At 72.0% G+C, this 23,255-nt stretch carries 23 protein-coding genes; 14 read left to right on the forward strand and 9 right to left on the reverse strand.

The features are described 5' to 3' along the window. Positions 1-65 precede the first annotated feature (65 nt). Positions 66-2,747, forward strand: a complete 2,682-nt coding sequence (locus P5P86_RS10390; protein WP_280607360.1) for a helix-turn-helix transcriptional regulator — start codon at positions 66-68, stop codon at positions 2,745-2,747. Here P5P86_RS10390 and P5P86_RS10395 read toward each other — a convergent pair. Next, positions 2,744-4,441: a SulP family inorganic anion transporter gene (locus tag P5P86_RS10395; RefSeq protein ID WP_280607361.1), complete on the reverse strand. Its 1,698-nt coding sequence runs from the start codon at positions 4,439-4,441 to the stop codon at positions 2,744-2,746. The genes P5P86_RS10390 and P5P86_RS10395 overlap by 4 nt on opposite strands. Positions 4,442-4,664: 223 nt before the next feature. On the opposite strand from P5P86_RS10395, the gene P5P86_RS10400 reads away from it, so the two are divergent. Further along, the gene (locus P5P86_RS10400) at positions 4,665-5,564 is read left to right on the forward strand and encodes a formylglycine-generating enzyme family protein (RefSeq protein ID WP_280607362.1); all 900 of its coding nucleotides are present in this window, start codon (positions 4,665-4,667) and stop codon (positions 5,562-5,564) included. Here P5P86_RS10400 and P5P86_RS10405 read toward each other — a convergent pair. Next, the gene (locus P5P86_RS10405) at positions 5,529-6,911 is read right to left on the reverse strand and encodes a hypothetical protein (RefSeq protein WP_280607363.1); all 1,383 of its coding nucleotides are present in this window, start codon (positions 6,909-6,911) and stop codon (positions 5,529-5,531) included. The two genes, P5P86_RS10400 and P5P86_RS10405, sit on opposite strands and share 36 nt — an antisense overlap. Positions 6,912-7,055: 144 nt before the next feature. Between P5P86_RS10405 and P5P86_RS10410 the strand changes: the two genes are divergently transcribed. Further along, a complete protein-coding gene (locus P5P86_RS10410; protein WP_280607364.1) occupies positions 7,056-7,241 on the forward strand; it encodes a hypothetical protein in 186 nt (61 codons plus the stop codon). Between the two features lie 28 nt (positions 7,242-7,269). Here P5P86_RS10410 and P5P86_RS10415 read toward each other — a convergent pair whose 3' ends face one another. The 4 genes from P5P86_RS10415 to P5P86_RS10430 form a co-directional block, all read right to left on the reverse strand. After that, positions 7,270-7,704 (reverse strand): DUF7144 family membrane protein, encoded by a 435-nt coding sequence (locus P5P86_RS10415; RefSeq protein ID WP_280607365.1) that lies wholly within the window; start codon positions 7,702-7,704, stop codon positions 7,270-7,272. Positions 7,705-7,750: 46 nt separating this feature from the next. Further along, positions 7,751-8,164: a DUF7144 family membrane protein gene (locus P5P86_RS10420; RefSeq protein WP_280607366.1), complete on the reverse strand. Its 414-nt coding sequence runs from the start codon at positions 8,162-8,164 to the stop codon at positions 7,751-7,753. A gap of 25 nt (positions 8,165-8,189) precedes the next feature. After that, positions 8,190-8,699, reverse strand: coding sequence for a DUF1269 domain-containing protein (locus tag P5P86_RS10425; RefSeq protein WP_280607367.1), 510 nt, complete (start codon positions 8,697-8,699; stop codon positions 8,190-8,192). Positions 8,700-8,770: 71 nt separating this feature from the next. Continuing rightward, positions 8,771-10,483: a SulP family inorganic anion transporter gene (locus P5P86_RS10430; protein ID WP_280607368.1), complete on the reverse strand. Its 1,713-nt coding sequence runs from the start codon at positions 10,481-10,483 to the stop codon at positions 8,771-8,773. 440 nt (positions 10,484-10,923) lie between these two features. Between P5P86_RS10430 and P5P86_RS10435 the strand changes: the two genes are divergently transcribed. From P5P86_RS10435 to P5P86_RS10460, 6 genes are all read left to right on the forward strand, one after another. Beyond that, positions 10,924-11,127, forward strand: a complete 204-nt coding sequence (locus P5P86_RS10435; protein WP_280607369.1) for a DUF8691 family protein — start codon at positions 10,924-10,926, stop codon at positions 11,125-11,127. Then, positions 11,120-12,178, forward strand: coding sequence for an AI-2E family transporter (locus P5P86_RS10440; RefSeq protein WP_280607370.1), 1,059 nt, complete (start codon positions 11,120-11,122; stop codon positions 12,176-12,178). The genes P5P86_RS10435 and P5P86_RS10440 overlap by 8 nt, the downstream gene beginning before the upstream one ends. 59 nt (positions 12,179-12,237) lie before the next feature. Further along, complete coding sequence (locus tag P5P86_RS10445) at positions 12,238-12,717, forward strand: SulP family inorganic anion transporter (RefSeq protein WP_280607371.1); 480 nt, start codon at positions 12,238-12,240, stop codon at positions 12,715-12,717. A gap of 85 nt (positions 12,718-12,802) precedes the next feature. Further along, complete coding sequence (locus P5P86_RS10450) at positions 12,803-13,405, forward strand: TM7S3/TM198-like domain-containing protein (RefSeq protein WP_280607372.1); 603 nt, start codon at positions 12,803-12,805, stop codon at positions 13,403-13,405. Continuing rightward, entirely contained in the window at positions 13,405-13,941 is a 537-nt protein-coding gene (locus P5P86_RS10455; RefSeq protein WP_280607373.1) for a DUF1269 domain-containing protein, read from the forward strand. Before P5P86_RS10450 ends, P5P86_RS10455 begins: the two co-directional genes overlap by 1 nt. Further along, the gene (locus P5P86_RS10460) at positions 13,938-14,453 is read left to right on the forward strand and encodes a potassium channel family protein (RefSeq protein ID WP_280607374.1); all 516 of its coding nucleotides are present in this window, start codon (positions 13,938-13,940) and stop codon (positions 14,451-14,453) included. Before P5P86_RS10455 ends, P5P86_RS10460 begins: the two co-directional genes overlap by 4 nt. Positions 14,454-14,463: 10 nt before the next feature. On the opposite strand, the gene P5P86_RS10465 is transcribed toward P5P86_RS10460, so the two are convergent. The 3 genes from P5P86_RS10465 to P5P86_RS10475 all read right to left on the reverse strand — a co-directional run bounded on the left by P5P86_RS10465 (position 14,464) and on the right by P5P86_RS10475 (position 16,600). Then, positions 14,464-15,396 carry a hypothetical protein gene (locus P5P86_RS10465; RefSeq protein WP_280607375.1) on the reverse strand — a complete coding sequence of 311 codons (933 nt, stop codon included), beginning with the start codon at positions 15,394-15,396 and terminating at the stop codon, positions 14,464-14,466. 8 nt (positions 15,397-15,404) lie between these two features. After that, on the reverse strand, positions 15,405-16,022 hold the full coding sequence (locus P5P86_RS10470) for an HdeD family acid-resistance protein (protein WP_280607376.1): 618 nt from the start codon (positions 16,020-16,022) through the stop codon (positions 15,405-15,407). A 185-nt stretch (positions 16,023-16,207) separates the two neighbouring features. Then, positions 16,208-16,600, reverse strand: coding sequence for a S24/S26 family peptidase (locus P5P86_RS10475; RefSeq protein ID WP_280607377.1), 393 nt, complete (start codon positions 16,598-16,600; stop codon positions 16,208-16,210). Between the two features lie 111 nt (positions 16,601-16,711). Here P5P86_RS10475 and thrS point away from each other — a divergent pair, with 111 nt between their 5' ends. The 5 genes from thrS to P5P86_RS10500 all read left to right on the forward strand — a co-directional run bounded on the left by thrS (position 16,712) and on the right by P5P86_RS10500 (position 23,030). After that, a complete protein-coding gene (gene thrS / locus P5P86_RS10480; protein WP_280607378.1) occupies positions 16,712-18,694 on the forward strand; it encodes a threonine--tRNA ligase in 1,983 nt (660 codons plus the stop codon). Positions 18,695-18,866: 172 nt separating this feature from the next. Further along, positions 18,867-19,880: an AurF N-oxygenase family protein gene (locus tag P5P86_RS10485; protein WP_280607379.1), complete on the forward strand. Its 1,014-nt coding sequence runs from the start codon at positions 18,867-18,869 to the stop codon at positions 19,878-19,880. 68 nt (positions 19,881-19,948) lie between these two features. Continuing rightward, positions 19,949-21,607, forward strand: coding sequence for an FAD-dependent oxidoreductase (locus P5P86_RS10490; RefSeq protein WP_280607380.1), 1,659 nt, complete (start codon positions 19,949-19,951; stop codon positions 21,605-21,607). Between the two features lie 23 nt (positions 21,608-21,630). Continuing rightward, complete coding sequence (locus P5P86_RS10495) at positions 21,631-22,467, forward strand: TetR/AcrR family transcriptional regulator (RefSeq protein WP_280607381.1); 837 nt, start codon at positions 21,631-21,633, stop codon at positions 22,465-22,467. Further along, positions 22,464-23,030: an HIT family protein gene (locus P5P86_RS10500; protein ID WP_280607382.1), complete on the forward strand. Its 567-nt coding sequence runs from the start codon at positions 22,464-22,466 to the stop codon at positions 23,028-23,030. Before P5P86_RS10495 ends, P5P86_RS10500 begins: the two co-directional genes overlap by 4 nt. The last annotated feature ends 225 nt before the right edge of the window (positions 23,031-23,255 follow it).

Consider the following 23,255-nt stretch of genomic DNA (forward strand, 5'->3'; position numbering starts at 1 on the left):
GCCGGCTTCCCCGGGTTCGAGGGGAGCGAAGGGTGGACCGACGTCGTGCGTCAGGCCTCACGGACGTGACGGGCAGGCGAGAGACGGCCGAGCAGGGGGACGATCCCCAGCCGCGGGCCCGGGTGCCACGACCGCGCGAGGCGCTCGATGCGATGCCGCGGCTGCCCCGGGTCTACGTACCGCGGATCCGGGTGTCACGACGTCTCGACCAGGCGCGGGACTGTGCCGTCACCCAGGTCGTCGCCCCGGCCGGAGCGGGCAAGACCTTCAGCGTCGCCGGGTGGATCGGTGCGGCGTTCACCGCCGGTGAACCCGCCGCCAGGTGGCTGCACGCCGACGAGACGTGGGGGCCCGATCGCCTGCGCGAGGTGCTGGACCACGCAGCCGCTGAGCGGGTCGTCGAGGGGGCCGGTGAGGGGGCCGGTGGGCGCAGCGGGGCCTCCGGCAGCGCCAGACCACCGGGCCGCGTCGTGATCGACGACGCCCACCTGCTGCCGGCGGCCTCGTGCCGCGCGCTGGCGGAGAGGCTCAACGAGGATCCCGAGTCGATGCGGCTGGTGCTGCTGAGTCGATGGGACCTGCCCATCGCCCATCTGGTGCCCGAGCTGCTCGGCCACTTCGCCATGATCCGCGGCGACGTCCTGCGACTCGACGAGCAGGAGGCCCGTGCCCTGATCGTGGAGCACGCCCGCACGGCCGACCCGACGGTCGTCGAGGCGATCACCAGCTATGCCCAGGGCTGGTGCGCAGCGGTGGTGCTCGCCTCGCGTGCCGTGGCGGTGAGCCCGGACCCGGTGGCCGCGGCCCGGCGGTGCACGACGGGCGACAGCCGCTTCGGCGACCGGATCGCGAGCGACGTCTTCGCCTCGCTCTCGCCGCGCACCCGCCACCTGCTGCTGTGCCTCTCGGCGGAGCAGGTCGTGACCCCTGCGACGGCCGCTCACCTGGCGAACGACGCGATGGCCGGTGAGATCCTGGCCGACCTCGACGGCACCGGCCTGCTGGTCTCCCGGATCGTGACCGACGATGCCGAGGAACCCGTCCGCTACCGACTCCATCCCCTGCTCAACGAGGTGGTCCGGCGACGGTTGATCACCGACGGTGTCGACGTCATGGGCGCCCGCGCGACAGTCGTCCGGGCTGTGCTGCTGGACGCCGCGGGCGGCGCCACCGATCGAGCGCTCCCGCGGCTGGAGACCGTCAGGGCCTTCGAGGAGGGGGCCGCGTTCCTCGCCGACTACGGCGCGGCGATGGTGATGCGCGGCGAGGGTGCCGCCCTGGCGGCGTTCGCCCGCGACCATCCCGATCAGGTCGAGAGCTGCCCGGACCTGTGGTTCCCCCTGGCCATCGAGCGGTGGGTCGCCGGCGACACCGCCGCCACCGAGCGCCTGCTCGACCAGTGCCTGGCGCACGGCGGGTGTCTGCGCGAGGAGGAGCTCGCCTGTGCTCGGCTGATGCGGGCCCGGCTCGGACGTGAGCCGTTGCTCCCGGCGGTCGGATTCGCCCGCGGCGTGGTGCTCGCGGAGAAGGCCAGCGACGTCAGCGCGGAGATCCTGCCGCAGCTGCTCACCGAGCTGGCGATGACGCAGTCGTGGCTCGGCGACCTGCACGAGGCCGAGGTGAACCTGGTGGCGGCCGTCGGGCTGGCCAGGACCCGCGAGCTCCCGGCCCTGCGGGCCGCGGCCCTGAGCCACCTGGCGCTGGCGCAGTACATGCTCGGGCGCGAGCGGGCCTGCACCGAGGTCGCCGGGGAGGCGCTGTCCCGGCTCGACGCCGCGCGTTCCTGGTCGCCGCAGTTCACCCGGTGGCGGCTCGAGCTCGCCCTCGGCCTGGCCCGGACCGTCGACGTGCCCTGGGATGTCCCACCCGCGCTGCAGGATGCCCGGGTCCATCCGGCCGACCTGTGCAGTGTGTTCTGGCTGCGGGTGCACAACGCCCACGCGGCGCTCACGGCCGGCTCGATCGCGGACGGCCGAGCGCTGCTCCAGCAGCCCCTCGACCTGCCCGAGTCCTCGGCCCTGCCCGACCACCTGCTGGTGGTGTGGTTGGTCGAGGAGGCGACGCTCGCCGCCCTCGCGGGCGACAGGACCTCGTTGAAGGCGGTCGAGGTCCGGCTCGCCGCCGGCGGCTTCCGCGGTGAGGCGGGCTGGGTGGGGGCGCTGCGGGCGGACCTGGAGGGCGATCGGCGTCTGGCTGCCGAGCTCCTCGAGACGGCTGCCGACGATGCCACCTTCGCTCAGCCGGTCATCCGCCCCGTCGCGCTGGTCGCCCGTGCGCAGCTGCTCGACGAGCTCGGCGAGGGCCGCGAGGCCCATGAGCTGCTGCGGCGCGCGGTGGTGGAGACGGAGGTACGCCGCAACGCGGCGCCCTTCCTCGGATGGACCCGACAGGGCACCCCGATCCAGACCCTGCTCGACCAGCTGGTCCAGCGCGGGCCGCGGCCGTGGGCCAAGGAGCTGGCCGATGCGATGGCGTGTGCGACCAGCATCGCGACCTACTTCGACCCCGGTACGGCGACACCGGCCGAGGCCGTCGAGGAGCAGACCGTCCACCTGCCCCTGCTGAGCGCGCGTGAACGTGAGGTGCTGCGCCAGCTGGCACGCGGTGCCACCTACGCGGACATCAGCGCGACGCTGTTCGTCTCGGAGAACACCGTCAAGACCCACGTCAGCAACCTCTACGCCAAGCTCGGGGCGGCGCGACGCAGCGAAGCGCTCGCGCTGGCCCGATCCCACCACCTCATCTAGGTGCCTTCCTTGGCCGGCGCCCGCACCGGTGCCACAGCGGTCAGCGCCTCCCCGATGCTCTCGTGGACCCGCCCGACCGTCCGCTGCTCGCGGAACCACGGCGAGCGGTCGAGGACGGCAGAGGTCTCCGGTGGCAGCGCGGTGACCATGAGCGTCGCGCCCGACTGCTCGAGATCGCTCGCGAGCGCCCGCAGCGCGTCGAGGAACGGCACGGTGACCTCGTGCACGGCGGAGCACTCCAGCAGCACGGCGCGGGTGGGCGGCTGCACGCTGGCCGCTGTCCGGAGCGCCGCGTCGACGGTGGCCTGGGCATTGCCGGCGTACAGCCCGCCGTCCAGGTGCAGGAGCAGCACGCCCGCGGGCGATGGGACGGGCGTCGGCGTCGTCGTCCAGCCACCCTCGGGCCGCGGGTAGAGGCGACGTACGCGCGGGCGGTTGACCTGGCGCACCACCAGCGCCAGCGTCAGCACCAGTCCCACGGCGACGCCGAGCAGCATGCCGCCGGTCAACCCGATCGCCGCCACCACCAGCGCCACCCACAGCTCCGCTCGATCGATCCGCGCGTAGTCGGCGAAGTCGCTGGGGTCGAGCAGACCGAGGATCGCCACCAGCACCATCGCCGCCAGCACCGCCCGGGGGAGGTCGTCGAGCACCGGCGCGAGCACGAGCGCCACCAGCAGCGCCAGCACTGCGGTGGCGAGCTGGGCAACCTGGGATCGGGCGCCGGCCCGCAGGTTCACCGCCGATTGCGATAGGCCGCCGGCCGGCGGCAGCGTCTGGGTGAGCCCGCCGCCGAGGGCCGCCAGGCCCACCGCCACCAGCTCCTGGTCGACGTCGATCGAGGGCTCCTCCCGGCGCCTGTTCGTGCGCGAGACCAGCACCGTCTCCAGGAAGGCCATCACCGCGATGGCGAGCGCCGCCGGCAGGAGGCCGAGCACGTCGCCCGCGACCGGCAGCCGTACGGCGGGAAGGCCGCGCGGTACCTTGTCGATGAGTGCCACCCCGTGAGCCTCGACCGAGGTGAGCGCCACCAGTGCGATGCCGGCACCCACCACGAACAGGGGCGCCGGGAGCCGAGGAGCGAGCCGGCGCAGCACCAGGAGCACGGCGACGCTACCCAGGCCGACGGCGACGGTCGCGCCGTTGGCGGTGTCGAGCTTGGGCAGCAGGTCGGCGATCCGGCCGAAGAAGCCGTCGTCGTCGGGGTCGGGGGCGACCCCGACCAGCGCCGGGAGCTGACTGGCCGCGACGGTGAGGCCGACGCCGATCCGGATGCCGCTCAGCGTCGCGGGGGAGACCATCTCGACCAGCGCGCCGATCCGGAGCAGTCGCATGCCGAGCAAGCACACGCCGACCATGAAGGTCAGCGTCGCTGCCGCCTGCACCTGGTCGGTCACGGAGTCGACGGCGCCGCGCGGCAGCCCGGCCAGGGCCGAGGCGACCAGCACCGCGATCGTCGAGGTGGTCGACACGCTGAGCGCCCTGGCCCCGCCGAAGAGCGCGTAGACGACCATCGGCACCAGGCACGTGTACAGACCCACCTGCACCGGCAGTCCGGCGATGGTGGCGTAGGCCATCGCCTGCGGGATCACCACCGTGCCGGCGGTGAGGCCGGCGAGGACGTCGGTGCGCAACCAGGCCCGCCGGTACCCCCGCATCGAGGGGCACCACCAGGCGGGCACGGTCCGTGGCACGGACCCACCGTGGCTGCGGCGTACGCCGGTCCACATCACCCGGGTCGGGTGAGCAGCCCGGGCGCGCGAACGGGTGAGCATGGGAACCGCACGCGGCGCGGCGTGCTGACGCCGATGGGCCGCGCAGCGCGGCACCCGAGGAGGACGCACCATGGCACCCGAGCCCCAGCGAGTCCCTCCGCATGGCCGAGACGAGACTGTCGCAGGACCCGGGACCACGCCGATGGTGCTGGTCCCCGGCGGCGCGGATCGGATGGGAGCGCTCGGGTCCTACCCCGAGGAGGGTCCGGTGGTCGCGACGGCCGTGCCGGACCTGTGGTTCGACGCCCACCCCGTCACCAACGCGCAGTTCGCCTCCTTCGTGCTCGCGACCGGACACCTCACCGTTGCCGAGCGGGACCTCGACCCGACCGACTTCCCGGGCGCCGACCCGGCTCTGCTGGTGCCCGGCTCGCAGGTGTTCACCCAGCCACCGGGACCTGTGGGCCTCGACGACTGGACCCGCTGGTGGCGCTGGCAGCCCGGGGCGCAGTGGCGGCACCCGGACGGACCGGGCAGCGACTGGCGCGGCTGCCCGGACCACCCCGTCGTGCACGTGGGTTGGGAGGACGCCGCGGCGTACGCCTCCTGGGCCGGGAAGCGGCTGGCTGCCGAGGCCGAATGGGAGCACGCCGCTCGGGGCGGGCTGGTCGGCGCCACCTACGCCTGGGGCGAGGAGCTGCGTCCGCAGGGTCGGATCATGGCGAACACCTGGCAGGGACCCTTCCCCTGGCGGAGTGAGGACCCGCGCGGCCACCACCGCACCTCACCGGTCGGCTCCTACCCGGCCAACGGGTACGGACTGTTCGACATGATCGGCAACGTCTGGGAGTGGACCAGCACACGCTGGAGCGCCGGCCACACGGAGCCGGGCGTCGAGCTGGCGGTCGCTCCCGTGCACAGCTGCTGCGGCAGCGTGACCCGGCTGCCGGAGCTGCAGGAGGGCGACCGGATGGTGACCAAGGGCGGCTCGCACCTGTGCTCGCCGTCCTACTGCCGTCGCTACCGGCCCGCCGCCCGGCAGGGGCACGGCGTGCGCGACACCACCTCACACGTGGGGTTCCGCTGCGTCCTGGCCGCCTGAGGAAGCAGGCGGGCCAGGCTTGTGCCCAGGGTCGTGCGGCAGCTCGTGCGGCGCCAGGCGGGCGATCACCTCCAGGACCAGCAGGACCAGCGCCGCCACCACGATCAGCGTCAGCGTCCAGGCGCCCGTCGGGTGGTCGGCGAGGGCGTACACCACGAGGACGACGGCACCGATCGCCACCCGCACCGCCGTCCGGTTCCGGTGCAGGAAGACGCCGACGAACCCGGTGTCCAAGCCCAGCCGGTCCGAGCCCGACCGGACGGTGTCGAGCAGCCGGCCGCTGCCCCGCCGTACCGCTCGTGCCGAGGGGGAGGGGCCCGCCAGCCAGGCCACCAGCGCGACCGCCAGCGTGAGCACCAGCAGCGCCCTGAGGTTGAACCGGATGAACCGGACGATGGTGTCGTAGAAGAGCTCGGCCGTCGTCTGGGAGATGTCCTGGCCGGAGAGAGCATCGAGGTAGAGGGTGCGCGCGCCGTTGAGCGCGATGCCGAGGACCAGCATCGAGCCGGCGACCACGAGTGCCGCCGTCGTGACCGTACGGCGCCGGTCGCGGGCGAGCGCGATCGCGGCGGCGAGGAGCAGCACACCGAGGACCGGCAGGGTGTGGGCCAGCGCCGACAGCGCCCGGAAGCCACGCTGGGCCTTGTCCAGGTCGGTCGACTCGAAGACGGTGAACCGGGCGTCGATCGTCGGGATGTTCGCGGCCAGCCCGAAGCCGGCCGCGACCAGCTGCTCCTTCACCGTGGCGATGAAGGCTGCCAGGTCGATGGTGACGGCGCCGTCCTGGACCTGGGTGATCCCGTCGGTCTTGCCGGTCAGCACCGCGACCATCTGGCTGTGCGCCTGCCGGTTGGCCTCGTCCCAGGCGGTGGCGAAGGCACCCGAGGAGACGATCGTGTGGACCTGGGTGCCGATCCAGCCGTCGAGGGCGTCGGCGAGCGGCCGGCTCAACGCCCGCAGGCCCGCGGCCGCAGCGGGCGGGGCGCCGCGCTGCTGGAGGGCTGCAGCGGCGCTGGCGGTGAGGCCGCTGACGTCGATCCGGGAGGCGATCTCGCGGGTGATCCGGGTGCTGATGGCACGCTGGAGCTGCGGGTCGCGGGCCAGCGGAGCGACGGTGGAGACGTACCTGTCGGTGTCGGAGATCTCGTCGTGCGCCCATGCGGCGACGATGGACAGCGGCGCCACCACACCGAGCAGCACCAGGCACAGCGCCACGGTGGGGCCGCGCCACCACCCGCCCCGCGCCGTACGCCGGCCGGTGGGCTCCCCGAGGCGCGCCTCGAGTCCCGTGACCTCGGCACGGAGCCGCCGCAGTCGTTCCGCATCGCTCTCGGACGGCTCGCTCATCGGACGTCCTCCGGGACCGGCCCGGCGAGGAATGTCGCGCCACGCCGCGACCGGTTCGCCCGTTTCGGGTGGCGGCGCCGCGGGGCCGCAGGTGCACCCTCGGACCAGTAGGCCCGCGCGGCATCCACTCGGGAGGAGACGGTCATGGCCCACATCGCACGGTTCCACGTCCCCATCCGCGAGCACCGGGTGCCGCCGGGCGAGCGGCACAGCATCGGCACCATCGTCGCCGGCGTCGTGGCGATGCTGGCGCTCGCCGGCATGGTCGGTGGTCTGCTGGCCGCGGCCGCCTGGGCCGGCTCGCGACTGGTCCTCGGGGTGTTCTCCTGACCGCGACCAGCATCCACGGCGAGACCGCTCAGTAACCGGAACGGCGGTCGGAGCCGATCTGGAAGCACAGCGCCCAGATCACCAGCGCGTTGAAGCCGACCAGCACCAGGGACCAGAACGGGTAGTAGGGCAGGAACAGGAAGTTGGCGATCGCGCCGACGACGCCGACGACGATGCCGCCGAGGCGTCCCCAGGTCTGGTTGGTCAGGATGCCCACGCCCACGGCGAGCGCGACAGCGCCCACCGCGATGTGGATCCAGCCCCATGCCGAGACGTCGAACTCGTAGGCATAGTCGATCCCCGTCACGTAGATCTTGTCGTCGGCCACGGCGGCTATCCCCTGCAGGACCTGGAGGATGCCGATCATCGACAGCATGCAGGCGGCGAAGATCGCGGTGGACAGGGACAGCATCCCGCGGGCGGGGTTGTCGTCGTCGTCGCGGCGCGGACTGGTGGTGCTCATCGGCGGACCTCCTGGGTCGGCGGGTCGGGACGGTCGAGGACGGTGGTCAGACGCGGCGGGGGATCATGGCGGCCAGGGCCCAGATCACGGCGATGTCGAAGACGATCAGCACGATCGAGGCCAGCGGGTAGTAGGGCAGGAACAGGAACGTCGCCACGAGCGAGAGGGTCGCGATGAGGATCCCGAGGACGTAGGCGAGTTCCTGACCGGCCACGATGCCGGCGCCGACGAGCGCGGCCACCACTCCCACGATCAGGAGGATCCAGCCCCACGCGGTGAGGTCCAGCTTGAAGGCGTAGCCCGACCGCAGGACGAAGACGTCGCCGCCGAGGACGGCTGCCAGCCCCTCGAGGGCCTGCAGGATGCCGAGCAGCACGAGCATCATCCCGGCGAACAGGGCCAGCCCGGCCGCAGCGAACGACGGGGACCTCTCGTAGCGAGTCGGGAACGGCTCGCTCATGACGGCTCCACCACGTGGCTCTCGCTCAGGCCTCGACGGCGTCGGACTCGAACACGTCGCGCAGCGCTCGCTCCTGCTCGGCCGAGAGGTTGGTGAAGATCAGCTCCGAGGGCCCGTGCCCGGCGAAGGCGTCGTGGACCTTGTCCATCACCGCGTCCGACGTCATCACGAACAGGGCCGAGGTCCCGGGCGTCACCTCGTCGCGGATCTTGTTGATGAACCGGTCGTCGATCCCGACATCCGTCAGCGACCCCGCGAGAGCGCCGGTGGCTGCGCCGATCGCCGCCCCGAGCAGCGGCACGAAGAAGATCAGCCCGAACAGCAGCCCCCAGAACGCGCCGCCGAGGGCCCCGCCGCCGGTGAGGTTGTTGAGCTGATGGGTCTTCGGCTTCTTCTTGCCGACCTCCCACGAGACAGTGGCGGCGTCGTGGACCTTGATCACCTGCTCCTCGGCGAGCCTGGCCAGCGTGTGGGCCGCCTCGTCGGCTCCGTTCGGCGTGTCGAACCTCCAAACGGTCAGGGTTCCGTTGGCCATCGTGTGCTCCTTCGCTGTGAGTGCGCGGGATCCCGCTGACCTCAGCGTGGGCACAACGACTCTCGCGCTGCTCACCCGTTCTCGGTGAACGAGGCGGCGATCGCCGCCTCGACGGTGCGGTAGATCGCCGGCTCGGCGGAGTCGGCGGCCCGCTCGAGCACGTCGCGGACCTGGCCGACGTCCTCGGCGAGCACGAGCTCGGCCCCACGGCGGCGCAGGTCGGCCCGAAGCTGGATGAGCATGCCGGTCGCGGTCACGTCGATCGACGGTGTGGTCCGGCCGTCGAGGATCACCAGCCGCAGGTCGTCGTCCGCGTCGGCGAACGCGCGCACCCGTTCGCGGACGTAGTCGGCGTTCGCGAAGACCAGGGCGGCCTCCACCCGGAGCACGAGTACGCCGGGGACCTCGGCGTACTCGGGGTTGCGGGTCGTGTCCACCCACGGGCCGGCCGGATGACCGGTCTGCGCGAGCTCGATGCCGCCGACGGGCGCCAGCGGTGCGAGGTGCGGGCGGGACGTGCGGTCGATGAGGAGCAGCAGCGAGACGCCGATCCCGATCACCAGCCCCGGGAGCGTGTCGAAGACGAGCACGCCGAGCATCGCCGCGACGGCGCCCACGAAGTCGGCTCGTGCGCTGAGCTGGTAGACCTTGGCCAGCTGACCCGCTCTGACCCGCCACAGCTGTCGCAGGGAGGCGAGGTCGACGAGCTCGATCACCGCGGCGATGACGATCGCCGCCAGCGTCGCCTCGGGCAGGTTCTCGAACAGGCCGGTCAGGAACAGCAGCGTCAGGACCGTCAGCACCGCGGCGGTCACGCCGGAAAGCTGCGAGCGCGCTCCCGCCGAGCCGTTGACAGCTGTCTTCGACAGCGAGCCGTTGACCACCATGCCCGAAGCCAGGCCAGCGCCCAGGTTGGCGCCACCGAGCCCGATGAGCTCGCGGTTGGCGTCGATCTCGTAACCGCTGCGGGCGGCGTACGTCTTGGCGGCGCCGAGGCCCTCGGCGAACCCGACCAGCATCACTCCGACAGCACCACCGAGCAGGTCGCGGAACTGGTCGAAGGACACGTCGGGGAAGCCGAGCCGGGGAAGGCCCGCCCCGATATGCCCGACGATGTCCAGACCATGCTGGTCGAGGTCGAGCCCGGCGGTCAGGCCGATGCAGGCCAGCGCCACCACCAGGGAGCCGGGTAGGAGGGGCAGCCAGCGGCGGAGCACCAGGAGTGCGGTCAGGCTGGCCAGCCCGACCAGGACGGTGAGCCCGTCGGCATCGCCCAGGTGCCGCAGCACGTCCCAGGCCTTCTCGAAGAAGTCGCCCGAGCCCTTGCCCACGCCGAGCAGTGCGGGCACCTGGCCGACCATGATGGTCAGCGCCAGGCCGATGATGAAGCCCTTGAGCACCGGTTCGCTGATGAAGGCCGCCAGGAAGCCCAGGCGCAGCAACCCGGCCAACAGCGCCACGATCCCGGTGGCGACCGCGAGGCCGGCGGTGAGAACGGCCGCCTGGCCGTGCCCGGTGCCGACCGCCGCGACCACGCCTGCCGACAGCGCGGCGGTCGCCGACATCGGCGCCACGATGAGGTGGCGCGAGGAGCCGAGGAGCGCGTAGAGCAGCAGCGCCGGCACCGCGGCGTAGAGGCCGACCACCGGCGTGACACCGGCGATGGTGGCGTAGGCCAGCGACTCCGGCACCAGCACCGCCCAGACCGTCAGGCCCGCGACCAGGTCGGACCGGACCCATCCGGCCGTGTACGCCGAGAAGGACGGGGCGATCAGCTTGGGCACGATGGTCCCTTTCGACGCGTCGGGCGGACCTTCGCCGGTGAGCTCAGCGGTGAGCTCACCGGCGTGCCCGCCGCAGCCTAGGCACCGCCGCGGCGACGGGTTGTCACCCGCATCGGGTGAGCGCAGACCGCACCGGCCCCAACGTGATGGCAGCGGTGGACGCGTCCCAGCATGGCCTCGAGACGGTGGGGCGACCCGGTGGCCGATCGCGCACGAGCGGCCCGTGCGCAGCGGCGTACTGCTCGTCCCCGGCCAGTTGCCCACGCAGGCGGGGCGTGCACGTGCTCCTCGCCTGAATCCGGTGACCCCACCGGTCGGGCCCGCTCGTAGGTTGGGCCGTCGGCGGGGTTCGGCGGGGTTCGGCGCAGGGAGGGGGCGGCCATGGCACCGGGGGACGGCAGGTCGCTGACCAGCATCGCCGTGCGGAGCGTGGGGACACGATGACCAGGGCCCTGATCAGGGTGGACGGCGAGATCCCCGAGGACGTCACGAGTGCCTTCCCGCACCTGATCGCACGCCAGCAGCGGGCCTCGACGACCCTGATCGGGGACGTGATCGACCAGCAGGAGCTGCAGGGCGTGCTCAACCTGCTCAGCGCACTGGGGATCGACGTCGTCGAGGTGGTGACCATCCCCGATGACTGAGCGCCTGGTGCCGGGCGTTCCGAGGACGCCGCGCGTCCTGGTCGTCCTGCTCGAGGTCGCGGCGGCCGTCGTCGTCATCGCCGGCGCCCGAGTCGCCTCGGCGCTGATCGGGCCGATCTTCCTGGCGCTGGTGGTGACGATCGCCGCCCATCCGCTCCGCGCCCGCCTCGACCGGCACCTCCCGCGCTGGGTCTCGTCGCTGATCAGCCTGCTCGTGGTCAACCTGGTGATCGTCGGACTCGGCTGCGTCCTGATCGTCGCGGTCGCGCGCTTCGCCTCGCTGCTGCCGCAGTACGAGGCGACGTTCGACGAGCACCTCGACCAGCTCACCGCCCATCTGCGCACGCTGTCCGTCTCCCAGGACCAGATCCAGCACCTGCGCGACCACCTCGACCTGGGTCGGTTGACAGACGTCGTCACCTCGGCGCTCTCGGGGATCTTCGGCGCGCTCTCGGGGTTGCTGTTCATCCTCGCGCTGGTGCTCTTCATGACCATCGACGGCAGCGGCTTCCCGGCCCGGCTCGCCGAGGCGGCCGAGGCGCGCCCGGCGCTGGTGGAGGCGGTGGTGGGCTTCGCCCGGGGCACCCGGCGCTACCTGCTCGTCTCGACGGTCTTCGGGCTCATCGTGGCGGTCTGCGACACGGTGGCCCTGGCGATCATGGGCGTTCCGGCTCCGATGCTGTGGGGGCTGCTGGCCTTCCTGACCAACTACATCCCCAACATCGGCTTCCTCATCGGACTGGTGCCGCCCGCGGTGCTGGCCGGCCTGGACTCCGGGCTGGGGCTCCTGATCGCCGTGGTGGTGGTCTACAGCCTGCTGAACCTGGTGATCCAGTCGGCCATCCAGCCGAAGGTGGTCGGCGATGCGGTGGGACTCTCGACGACCCTCACCTTCCTCTCGCTGGTGTTCTGGTCCTGGGTGATCGGACCGCTGGGCGCGATCTTGGCCATTCCGCTCTCGTTGTTCGTCAAGGCGCTGCTCATCGACGCTGACCCGGCCAGCCACTGGCTGCGACCCCTGGTGTCCAACCGCGCCCCCGCAGCGCCGTGAGCCCACCGGAACGCCCGTCCCAGGAACGCCCGTCCCTGAAGACTCTGTACGGCGCGTCGTTGCGCCGGGCGCAGGCACGAGCGGGGCGGTGGCTGGGCCACGAGGCCCGCGAGATCGTCCCGCGCCGGCACCAATGGCGCCGCGACCTGCTCGCCGGCCTGCCCGGCGCGATCTCGAGCGTGCCGGACGGGATGGCCTCCAGCGTGCTGGCCGGTGTCGGGTCGGCCCATGGTCTCTACGCCTCCTTCGCCGGCCCCATCGTGGGCGGCCTGACGTCCTCCACCCGCTTGATGGTGGTGACGACGACCAGTGCAGCGGCGCTGGCGGCCGGGTCCGCACTCTCGGGTTACCAGGCCGGCCCGCAGCGCAACCACGCCCTGCTCTTGCTGACGGTGCTCGCCGGACTGCTGATGGTGGCAGCTGCTCTCCTCGGCCTCGGGCGCTACATCCGGTTCGTGTCGTATTCGGTGATGCTCGGGTTCCTCACCGGCGTGGCGGTCAACATGGTGCTCGGTCAGCTGCCCGATCTGGCCGGGTAGCGCTCGCGCGAAAAGGGGGATGCGAGCGTGCCGCCGCGGGCGTTGACTCGTCGCGTCCCCGTCCGGGGATCGGGGGGAGGCGGTCTTGTCGGCGACGGTCCTGCTGCTGTTGGGCGCGGTGCTGTGCTTCCTGGGTGCCGTGTCGATCCGGCTCGGCGTGCTGGCCGCGGGGTTCGGCGGCGGCTGGATCCTCGCCGAGGTGTTCGACGCCTCCGTGGCGGTTCGGGCGCTGGTCGGCCTCGTCGCGGCCCTGGCGGCGTTCGTCGCCACCCTCCTGGTCGCCAAGCTGCTGTTCTTCATCGGCGGCCTGTGCGCCGGCGCGGTGCTGGGTGCCAAGCTGTTCGTGGTGGCCGACTCGGGGGTCGGGCACGGCGACCCCGATGTGCTGCTGGCGTGCATCGTCGTACCGGCGATCGGGGTCCTGTGCGGCTTCCTGGCCGACCGTTGGCAGCGTGGCTTCCTGCGGCTGGCCACCGCAGCCGCCGGAGCTGCGCTGCTGCTCTCCGGCGTCGGCCGGATCGGATCGGGCGACACCGCGCAGCTGTGGCATCCCGACTCGGCCACCGGCAGCGTCCTGCTCGGGGTGTCGTGGGTCGTGCTCGCCGTCGTGGGGTACCGGGTGCAGCGCGGGCGCGCGCGGCAGGCACGACGGCACGCCGAGGCTCCCGCCGGGGGAAGGGGGCGGTGATGTCCGGGTCCACCACCTTGACGGTCTGGGTCTACGACTCGGCGCTGGGCGCCGCCGCCGGCGAGGTCAGACTCAAGGACCTGGAGCAGCGCAACGCGCTGGTGGTGCACGACGCCGTCACCGTGACCTGGTTCCCGGGCGCGCACGAGCCACGGATCGGGCACGTCCGGCACCGGGCGTTGCTCAGCGCCGGCCAGGGCTCGATGCTCGGGGTCATCCTCGGCGCCGCGCTGTTCGTGCCGGTCGCCGGCGTGGCCGTGGGGGCAGGAGCCGGTGTGCTGATGAGCAGGCTGCACGGCGTCGGCATCGAGCGCTCGCTGCTGGAGGACCTGCGCGCCCGGCTGGCGCCCGGGCGCTCGGCGCTCGTGGTGCTCTCCAGTGAGGCCGATCCCGAGACGGTCAGGACGTTCGTGTCGCGCGGCCTGGCGCGCGGCGACGTGGAGCTGCTGTACGCGCGCCTCTCCGACGACGCGCCCGCCGAGCTGCGCGCACTCGTCGAGGAGGCGGTGGCGCGCGACGATTCCGGGTCGCCGTGACCATCGCGCACCGGATCCGGCTCGCAGCCCTGCTGGGGGTCATCCTGGCGCTGTACTTCCTGGTTCCGGTCGACGACCAGGCTCGCGGCGGAATGGCGTTGCGGGTAGCGGTCACCGCCGGACTGTTGTTCGCTCTCGCCGCCCTGGTGCTCGCGCAGGTGCGGCTCTCCTTGGCGGTACCCGACCGGCACGTGGACGGACTGGTCGGCGCGATCGCGCTGGTCTGGGCCGGGTTCGCGCTGGGCTTCTACCTGCTGCAGGTCCATCATCCGCACCAGCTGGCGGGCATCCACACCCGCCTCGACGCGCTCTACTTCGCCGCCTCGACGATGCTCACCGTGGGGTACGGCGACATCCACGCCACCGGTCAGGTCGCACGAGCGCTCGTGTTGATCCAGATGGCCTTCGACGTGGTGTTCGTCGCCGCTGCCGCCAGCCTCCTGACCACCCGACTGCGCCGGGCAGCCTCCACGGCGCGGGACCAGCGCCGCGTCCCGCCTGCCGAGGAGTGACGCGGCCTGCTCATGATGGGCGGGTGGCCTCGGGCCTGCGCGCCACCGCGCCGGCCAGCGCTGCCAGCGCGGCGACCACCACCGCCGAGGCCAGCACCACGAGCAGGCTGGTGCGGATGAACCGCACGATCGCGTCGTAGAACGCCTCGGCCGTGGTCCGGGAGATCTCCCGAGCCGAGACCGCGTCGAGGTAGACGTAGCGCGCAACGGCCAGGGCCAGCCACAGCAGCAGCATCGAGACCGCCACCACGACGGCCGCCGCCAGCAACGTACGCCGCCGGCTGCGGGCGAGCGCGAGCGCGAGCACCAGCAGCGCGAGCCCGATGACCGGCAGGACGTAGGCCAGGTCGTTCAGGGTCCGGAAGACGCGCTGAAGGACCGAGAGATCGCGTGCCTGGAACACGGTGAACTCCACGTGCATCGTCGGGATCCTGGCCGCGAGCGGCAGTCCGGCGGCGACGAGCCGCTGCTTGACCAGCTCGATGAACGCGGCCAGGTCGATCCTCACCGCGTCGTCCTGGATTCGGGCGACGCTGCCCTCGCCGGTCAGCAAGGCCATCAGCTGCCGGTGCGCCTGCCGGTTCGCGGTGTCCCAGACGGTGCCGAAGGCGGTGCTGGCCACCGTCGCGCGGATCTGGCTGTCGAGTCGTTCACCGAGCGCCCCGCTGAGCGGGATGCCGCTGGTAGCGAGCCGGGAGGACACCTCCTCGGTGAGCCGGGTGGCGACGGCGTCCTGGACGTCGGGGTCGCGGGCGAGCGGGGCGACCGTCGCGACGTACCTGTCCGTGTCGGCGATCTCGTGGTGCGTCCACAGCGAGACGATCGCGAGCGGCGCCACCAGGCCGAGCAGCACCAGGCACACGGCGGCGACGGCGGGTCGCCACCGGCCGGAGCGTGCGGGCGCTGTCACCGGCGCGGGTCGCGCCGCGAACCCCTGACTCACCGGCGTCCTCAGTCGACCGGGTGCAGGCCGACGGGCGGAGCAGCGGGTGGAGCGGTGGGTGGCGCCTGCCGGGCCAGCGAGCGCAGTCGCAGGCCGGCGGCGATCGCCACCACGCCGATGGCGATCAGCCAGACGCACACCACCGCGACCAGCACCCCCAGGGTCAGCCTGGGATCGATCAGCAAGAAGCCGCCCGCGAGGAGGCTGATCACACCGGTGGTCAGGTCCCAGCCGCGTCGGCCGCGCACCGGCGCGACCAGTGCGCCGAGGATGTCGACGATGCCGGCGAGCACCCACCACACGCCGATGAGCACGCTGATCGCCACCAGCGTCTGGATCGGGTGTCGCAGGCAGAGCAGGCCGATGATCAGGCCGACAGCGCCGGAGAGTCCGATGACCACCCGCAGGCCACCGTCCAGGCCACCGTCCAGGCCGCCGTCCAGGCCGCGTCCGGCGACGGCGACGGTCAGCCGCATGACGCCGGAGACGATCAGCTGGATCGCTATCAGCACGGCGCAGACGGCCAGCGTCTCGTCGGGCCAGACCGCCAGCACGATGCCCAGCCCGGCACTCGCCACGCCGTACCCGACCACCAGCCCCCAGTGGTTGGCGATCTCTTCGAGCACGCGACCGCCTGGCGTGCCGCCGTACGGTGGTCGGCCGGCGGGTTGAGGACTGCGGTGGGTCGCGTCGTAGCTGCTCAAGGCCAGTCCCTCCGTCACGGGCGCCGGGCGCCGTATCGATGGTGCTTCTGGCAGCCTACGACGATCGCACGCTCACGGGGACCGCCGCGAAGCTGCTTCCTCGGGTCTCACCACGTCAGCCCGTCCAACGGGGGATCGGCAGCGGTGGCCACACCCCAGACCTCGGTGGTCTGGTCGAGCCAGAACGTGCCCTCGTCGCCGCGCAGCGCCGGGCGCCCGAGCTCCACGTCGAGGACCCCGACCCGGAGTCGGCCGCGGGTGCGCAGGAAGACGATGTCGCCCCGCTGCGGGGTGCGCTCGGTGTCGACGATCATCTGCGTCCCGGCCGGCAGCCCCAGCGAGGCGAGCGCGTTGCTTCCCAGGCTGTGCACGTACTCCGCTCCGGGTCGTGGCCGACGGCGCACCGGTCGTCCGGGTCGCCGGGAACGGGGCTCGGTCGGGTCGGGGACGCCCAGCGGCAGGGCCGGCTCGGCGGCGGCATCGCGCGATGTCGAACGCACGTTCGAAACCCTAGCAGCCGCAGAACTGCCGCGCGGGCGGCACGCGGCGGCCGATAGCATCGTCAGCGCGCCCGGAGAGCGACCGGGACCAGACCAGCACAGGAGAGCATCGTGTCCGAGATCAAGATCGTCGTACTCACCCCCGCGGGTCGTGAGGAACGGTCGGTCACGACCGGCACGAAGGCCTGGGAGCTCTTCCGCGAGCAGCCCGAGATCATCGCCGCCCGGGTCGGTGGCGACCTCAAGGACCTCTCCTATGAGCTCGTGGACGGCGAGGAGGTGGCAGGGGTCGAGATCGCCTCCAAGGACGGGCGCGACATCCTGCGCCACTCGACAGCGCACGTGATGGCCCAGGCCGTGCAGGAGATCTTCCCCGAGGCCCGGCTCGGCATCGGTCCGCCGGTTCAGGACGGCTTCTACTACGACTTCGACGTCGCGACACCGTTCGTGCCGGCCGATCTGGAGAAGATCGAGTCGCGCATGCGCAAGATCGTCAAGGAGAACCAGCGCTTCTCCCGCCGGGTCACCACGGACGAGGACGCCCGCGCGGAGCTGGCCGACGAGCCCTACAAGCTCGAGCTGATCGGCCTCAAGGGCGGCGCTGCCGACGCCGCCGAGGGCGCGGGCGCCGAGGTCGGTGCCGGCGAGCTGACCATCTACGACAACCTCGATCGCAACGGCGCGGTGGCGTGGAAGGACCTGTGCCGCGGTCCGCACCTGCCGACCACCCGGCGGATCCCGGCGTTCAAGCTCATGCGCTCGGCCGCGGCGTACTGGCGCGGGGACGAGAAGAACAAGCAGCTGCAGCGCATCTACGGCACCGCGTGGGAGTCCAAGGAGGCGCTCGAGGAGCACCTGCATCGGATCGAGGAGGCCGAGCGCCGCGACCATCGCAAGCTCGGCAAGGAGCTGGACCTGTTCAGCTTCCCCGACGAGATCGGGTCGGGCCTGCCGGTCTTCCACCCCAAGGGCGGGGTGATCAAGCGCGAGATGGAGGACTACGTACGTCGTCGCCACATCGAGGAGGGCTTCTCCTACGTCGGCACCCCGCACATCACCAAGGACGGGCTCTTCCACACCTCGGGCCACCTGCCCTACTACGCCGACACGATGTTCCCGCCGATGGAGTTCGAGGGCGCGAACTACCAGCTCAAGGCGATGAACTGCCCGATGCACAACCTGATCTTCAAGTCCAAGGGCCGGTCCTACCGCGAGCTGCCCGTGCGACTCTTCGAGTTCGGATCGGTCTACCGCTACGAGAAGTCCGGCGTGATCCACGGCCTCACCCGGGTCCGCGGCTTCGCCCAGGACGACAGCCACTCCTACGTCACCAAGGAGCAGGCGCCCGCCGAGGTCAAGCACCTGCTGGACTTCATGCTCAGCGTGCTGCGCGACTTCGGGCTCGACGACTTCTACCTGGAGCTCTCCACCCGCGACGACGCGAAGAAGGACAAGTTCGTCGGCTCCGACGAGGACTGGGCGGTCGCCACCCGGGTGCTCGAGGACGTCGCCACCGAGACGGGGCTCGAGCTTGTCCCCGACCCGGGCGGCGCGGCCTTCTACGGCCCGAAGATCTCCGTCCAGGCCAAGGACGCGATCGGTCGCACCTGGCAGATGGGCACGGTGCAGTACGACTTCAACCAGCCGGCCCGCTTCGAGCTGGAGTACCAGGCCGCCGACGGCACCCGGCAGCAGCCGGTGATGATCCACTCGGCCAAGTTCGGCTCGATCGAGCGGTTCCTCGGCGTGCTGGTCGAGCACTACGCCGGCGCGATGCCGCCGTGGCTGGCGCCGGTCCAGGTGCAGGCGATCCCTGTCGCCGACGCGTTCGCCGACTACCTCTACGGGGTCGCCGACCAGCTCAAGCGGGCAGGGATCAGGGTCGAGGTCGACGACTCCACGGATCGCTTCCAGAAGAAGATCCGCAACGCCCAGCTGCAGAAGGTGCCCTTCATGCTCATCGCCGGAGGCGAGGACGTGGAGAAGGGCGCGGTCAGCTTCCGCTACCGGGACGGGCGCCAGGACAACGGCGTGCCGATCGCCGACGCGATCGCCCGCGTCGTCGCCGCGGTGGAGTCGCGCGAGCAGGTCTGAGGTCACCTCGCGACGGCCCGGTCCGACCCCGTGTCGGACCGGGCCGCCGTCATCTCCGGGGCTCGCAGGAGTTTCCGCAACACGGTGTCACGCGAACCCTTGTGACGGAGGGCACCCTCGATATACCGTCGGTATGTCGGCTGTGTTTCCAACGATGTGACGGGGGTTCGACATGACCGCGGTGAAGCCGGAGCAGGCGCCTCACGGGCAGAAGCTGCAGGGCAAGCAGGGCTACTACGACACCTTGCGCACGCTGTCGCAGGCGTCGGTGGACCAGCACTTCGAGGCGTTCAAGGACATCGCCTGGGACGACCCGGCCCTCGAGGTCCACCCCGGCGACGAGCGCTTCATCCTCACCGACGCCGACGAGATCGGCGCGAGCGACTGGTACAAGTCCTTGCCCAGGGCGCGTCAGATCGAGGTCGGCGCCTACCGCTACGCCCAGATCGCCAAGGTCGGCCGCCAGTTCGAGCAGGTGCTCATCGGCGGCGTGATGCACCACCTGATCCAGGCCGAGGACGGCAACCCCGAGTTCCGCTACGCGATGCACGAGGTCACCGAGGAGACCCACCACATCCAGATGTTCCAGGAGTCGGTGAACCGGTTCGTGGCCAACGCCGGTCTGGGCAGCGTCGCCGGCGCGCCGCGCTGGTTCACCAGGACGGCGCCGCTGGTGACCTCGGCCGGCACGTGGTTCCCCGAGCTGTTCTTCGTCGGCATCCTGGCCGGCGAGGAGCCGATCGACCATCTGCAGAAGAGCATCATGCGTGCCGGCGGCAGCCATCCGCTCATCGACCGGGTGATGCAGATCCACATCGCCGAGGAGGCGCGGCACATCGGCTTCGCCCACCAGTACCTCGAGCACCACTGGGCGCAGCTCGGGCCGGTCAAGCGGCGGGTGCTGGCCTACCTGTTCCCGGTCGTCATGCGGGCGCTGTGCGACGTCATCATGGTGCCCTCCAAGCAGGCCCGGCGCGACATGGGCATCCCCGACGAGGTGGCCGAGCAGATCTGGTGGGACGCCGAGGAGTCGGCCAAGCTCCTGCGCGACCTGTTCGGCGACGTACGGCTCCTGGCCGACAACCTCGGCATCCGCCGCGGCGGGGCCAGGCTGCTGTGGAAGATGCTCAAGATCGACGGACGGCCCTCGCGACACCGCAGCGAGGTCGCCTCCGCGGCGTCCTGACCTCCCCGTCTGATCCACCACCGGCGGCGCCTCCGACGTCGCCGGTCTAGTCCCGGAGCGGAGCGCGCGTGCCCCACGTCGTCACCCAGTCCTGCTGCTCGGATGCGTCCTGCGTCGTGGCGTGCCCGGTCAACTGCATCCATCCGGCGCCCGGCGAGCCCGGCTTCGCCGAGGCCGAGATGCTGTACGTCGACGCCGACGCCTGCGTCGACTGCGGCGCCTGCGCCACCGCCTGTCCGGCGGACGCCATCGTCCCGCACACCTCGTTGACCGGCCCGCAGCTGCCGTTCCTGGCGCTCAACGCCGACTACTACAAGGTCTTCCCGCACGCGGACCGGACGCCGCTCGCGCTCGTGCACGAGCAGCGCCGGCTGCGCCGCCCGGGTCCCTTCCGGGTCGCCCTGGTGGGAGCCGGGCCCGCCGGTCTCTACACCGCCGACGAGCTCCTGCGGCACCCCGAGATCAGCGTCGACGTCTTCGATCGTCTGCCGACGCCGTACGGTCTGGTCCGCGCCGGTGTCGCCCCCGACCACCAGCACACCAAGCAGGTCGAGAAGCTCTTCGGCCAGATCGAGCGCCAGCCCGGATTCCGCTACTTCCTCGGTGTCGAGGTCGGCAAGGACATCTCCCACGCCGAGCTGGCGGCGCGCTACCACGCGGTCGTCTACACGGTGGGCGCGGCCAGCGACAAGCCGCTCGACATCCCGGGCGACGACCACGCCGGCTCGCTCTCGGCCACCGACTTCGTCGGTTGGTACAACGGGCACCCGGACAAGCAGGATCTCGCCGTCGACCTCTCCGGCGAGCGCGTGGTGATCGTCGGCAACGGCAACGTCGCCCTCGACTGCGCGCGTGTCCTGGCCGAGGACCCGCGACTGCTCGCCTCGACCGACATCGCCACCCTGCCGCTCGGTGGCCTGCTGACCAGCAACGTCCGCGAGGTGGTGGTCCTCGGCCGGCGTGGTCCCGCGCAGGCCGCGTTCACCGTGCCCGAGCTGGTGGGCCTGTCCGGTCACAGCGGCGTGAACGTCGTCATCGACACCGGCGGACACGAGCTGGTCGGCGAGGACGTCAAGACCCGGGTGCTGCGCGACCTGGCCCAGCGGCCGGTCGACCCTGCCCGGCGGACCATCGTGCTGCGCTTCCACGCCTCGCCGGTGGCGGTCCACGGCGAGGGCCGGGTCCGGGCGGTCGAGATCGCCCGCAACCGGCTGGTGGTCGACGAGTACGGCGTGCCCCGCGCCGTACCCACCGGGGAGACGGAGGTGCTGGCCGCGGGGATGCTGCTGCGTGCCGTCGGCTACCACGGCCTGCCGGTCACCGACCTGCCCTACGACGCGGCACGCGGCACCGTGCCCAACGATCGCGGCCGGGTGCGGCCCGGCGTCTACGTCGCTGGCTGGGTCAAGCGCGGGCCGACGGGGTTCATCGGCACCAACAAGACCGACGCCGAGGAGACGGTGGACCGACTGCTCGACGACCTGGACGCGGGTGAGATCCCGGAGCCGGTCGGCACCACCCGCGGCCTGCGCAGCGTGATCCGCAGCCGCCAGCCGGGCATGGTCGACCTGGCCGGATGGCAGGCGATCGACCGCGAGGAGCGGCGCCGCGGGGCGGCGGCAGGACGTCCCCGGGTCAAGATCGTGGACATGGAGGAGATGCGCCGGGTCGCCGCCACAGCCCACGCGCCGCGCTACGCCGGTCTGCGTCGCCGCGCGTCCGGGTAGGCCCGGGCGATACCGTGGCTCGCATGACCTCGCCTGGAGCTGACGTCGGTCGAGCCGGCGCGAGCGGTGCGACGGACGGCGCCTCTCCCGTGTCCGTGCCGGCATCCGCGCCCGGTGCCGGGTCCCCGGCCGACGGGGCCAGGGGAACCGGCAAGCCGGACGGTCGCCAGGCCCGCTGGGCGCGACACAACCAGGAGCGCCGCCAGCAGATCATCGCTGCCGCCGTCGCGGTGATCGCCGAGCGCGAGCCCGGCGCCGAGCTGCACGTCCAGCAGATCGCCCAGCGGGCGGGCGTCAACCGGACGGTGGTCTACCGCTACTTCGAGGATCGCGCCGACCTCGACCTGGCCATCCAGCGCGCGATCGTCGCCCGGCTGTGGGAGCAGCTGCTCCCCGCGGTGACGCTGGACGGCACCGTGCCGCAGATCATCGATCGGATCGTCGGGACCTACGTCGGCTGGGCGGTCGGGCACCCGGCACTGCACCACGTCGTCGACCACGACTACGGCAGCGGTGCGCTGGAGCAGGCCCTGGACGAGATCGCCCGTGAGATCGGCGGCATCGTCTCGTTCGCCATCGCCGCCTTCGGTGGCACGCTCGACTTCGACGAGGCCGAGCTCGACCCGTTGATGCACGGCCTGGTCGGCGCCGTCTTCGGCTCCGTACGGCGCTGGCTGAACCGGCCGCAGCGCGCGCTCAGCGCGGAGCGGCTGCAGACGACCGTGAGTCAGTCGGTCTGGTTCGTGCTGGACGGGCATGCGCGGGCCGCGGGCGTCACGCTCGATCCCGGCCTGACGGTGACCGAGCTCCTTGCCGCCAGGTCCGACCTCTCGCCCTCGGCGGATACAGTCGGTCCGTGACCGGGGAGCAGACGATCGACGGGGCGCCGCACACCGCTGTCCACCAGGACGGGATCGGGCAGCCCGACACCCTCGAACGGCTGTGGACGCCGTACCGGATGGCCTACATCCGCGGCGAGAACAAGCCGGAGGACCCCTCGGCCGACCAGTGCCCCTTCTGTCGGATCCCCGCGATGGACGACGCGGACGGTCTGATCGTGCATCGTGGCCAGCTCGCCTACGCGGTGCTGAACCTCTACCCCTACGCGCCCGGCCACGTGATGGTCTGCCCCTACCGGCACATCGCCAACTACACCGACACCACCGTGGAAGAGGCGGCCGAGATCGCCGCCCTGACCAAGACGGCGGTGGAGACGCTCAAGCGGGTCTCGAAGCCGGCGGGCTTCAACATCGGGATGAACCAGGGTGTCGCCGGGGGAGCGGGCATCGCCGCCCACCTGCACCAGCACATCGTCCCGCGCTGGGTCGGCGACCAGAACTTCATGCCGATCATCGGCCGCACCAAGACGCTGCCCGAGCTGCTCGGGGACACCCGGTCGCTGCTCGCCGAGGCCTGGGCCTGAGCTAGGCGCTTCACCGCACGTCCAGGGTCATCGGCGCTCACCGCGCGGCGCAAGCGTGCCGCGCGGTGGTCTAGTCCTGGCGCGACCGGCCCTTGCTGCGGCCGCGCTTAGATCACGGCTAGGTCACGCTTGTCCCACGAGCGCTCAAGTTCGCTTGTCAACCACCTGCGCGATGAGTATGTTGCCGACGGCAACAATCAAAGTGACGGTAGTCACGTCATTGTT

The sequence above is a fragment of the Nocardioides sp. BP30 genome (genome assembly GCF_029873215.1).
Lineage (GTDB): Bacteria > Actinomycetota > Actinomycetes > Propionibacteriales > Nocardioidaceae > Nocardioides.

Excerpts from the sequence above, each read along its gene's own strand:
- P5P86_RS10400 (WP_280607362.1), top strand. The coding sequence starts at position 4,665 with ATGGTGCTGGTCCCCGGCGGCGCGGATCGGATGGGAGCGCTCGGGTCC.
- P5P86_RS10405 (WP_280607363.1), bottom strand. The coding sequence starts at position 6,911 with ATGAGCGAGCCGTCCGAGAGCGATGCGGAACGACTGCGGCGGCTCCGT.
- P5P86_RS10410 (WP_280607364.1), top strand. The coding sequence starts at position 7,056 with ATGGCCCACATCGCACGGTTCCACGTCCCCATCCGCGAGCACCGGGTG.
- P5P86_RS10415 (WP_280607365.1), bottom strand. The coding sequence starts at position 7,704 with ATGAGCACCACCAGTCCGCGCCGCGACGACGACGACAACCCCGCCCGC.
- P5P86_RS10420 (WP_280607366.1), bottom strand. The coding sequence starts at position 8,164 with ATGAGCGAGCCGTTCCCGACTCGCTACGAGAGGTCCCCGTCGTTCGCT.
- P5P86_RS10425 (WP_280607367.1), bottom strand. The coding sequence starts at position 8,699 with ATGGCCAACGGAACCCTGACCGTTTGGAGGTTCGACACGCCGAACGGA.
- P5P86_RS10435 (WP_280607369.1), top strand. The coding sequence starts at position 10,924 with ATGACCAGGGCCCTGATCAGGGTGGACGGCGAGATCCCCGAGGACGTC.
- P5P86_RS10440 (WP_280607370.1), top strand. The coding sequence starts at position 11,120 with ATGACTGAGCGCCTGGTGCCGGGCGTTCCGAGGACGCCGCGCGTCCTG.
- P5P86_RS10455 (WP_280607373.1), top strand. The coding sequence starts at position 13,405 with ATGTCCGGGTCCACCACCTTGACGGTCTGGGTCTACGACTCGGCGCTG.
- P5P86_RS10485 (WP_280607379.1), top strand. The coding sequence starts at position 18,867 with ATGACCGCGGTGAAGCCGGAGCAGGCGCCTCACGGGCAGAAGCTGCAG.
- P5P86_RS10495 (WP_280607381.1), top strand. The coding sequence starts at position 21,631 with ATGACCTCGCCTGGAGCTGACGTCGGTCGAGCCGGCGCGAGCGGTGCG.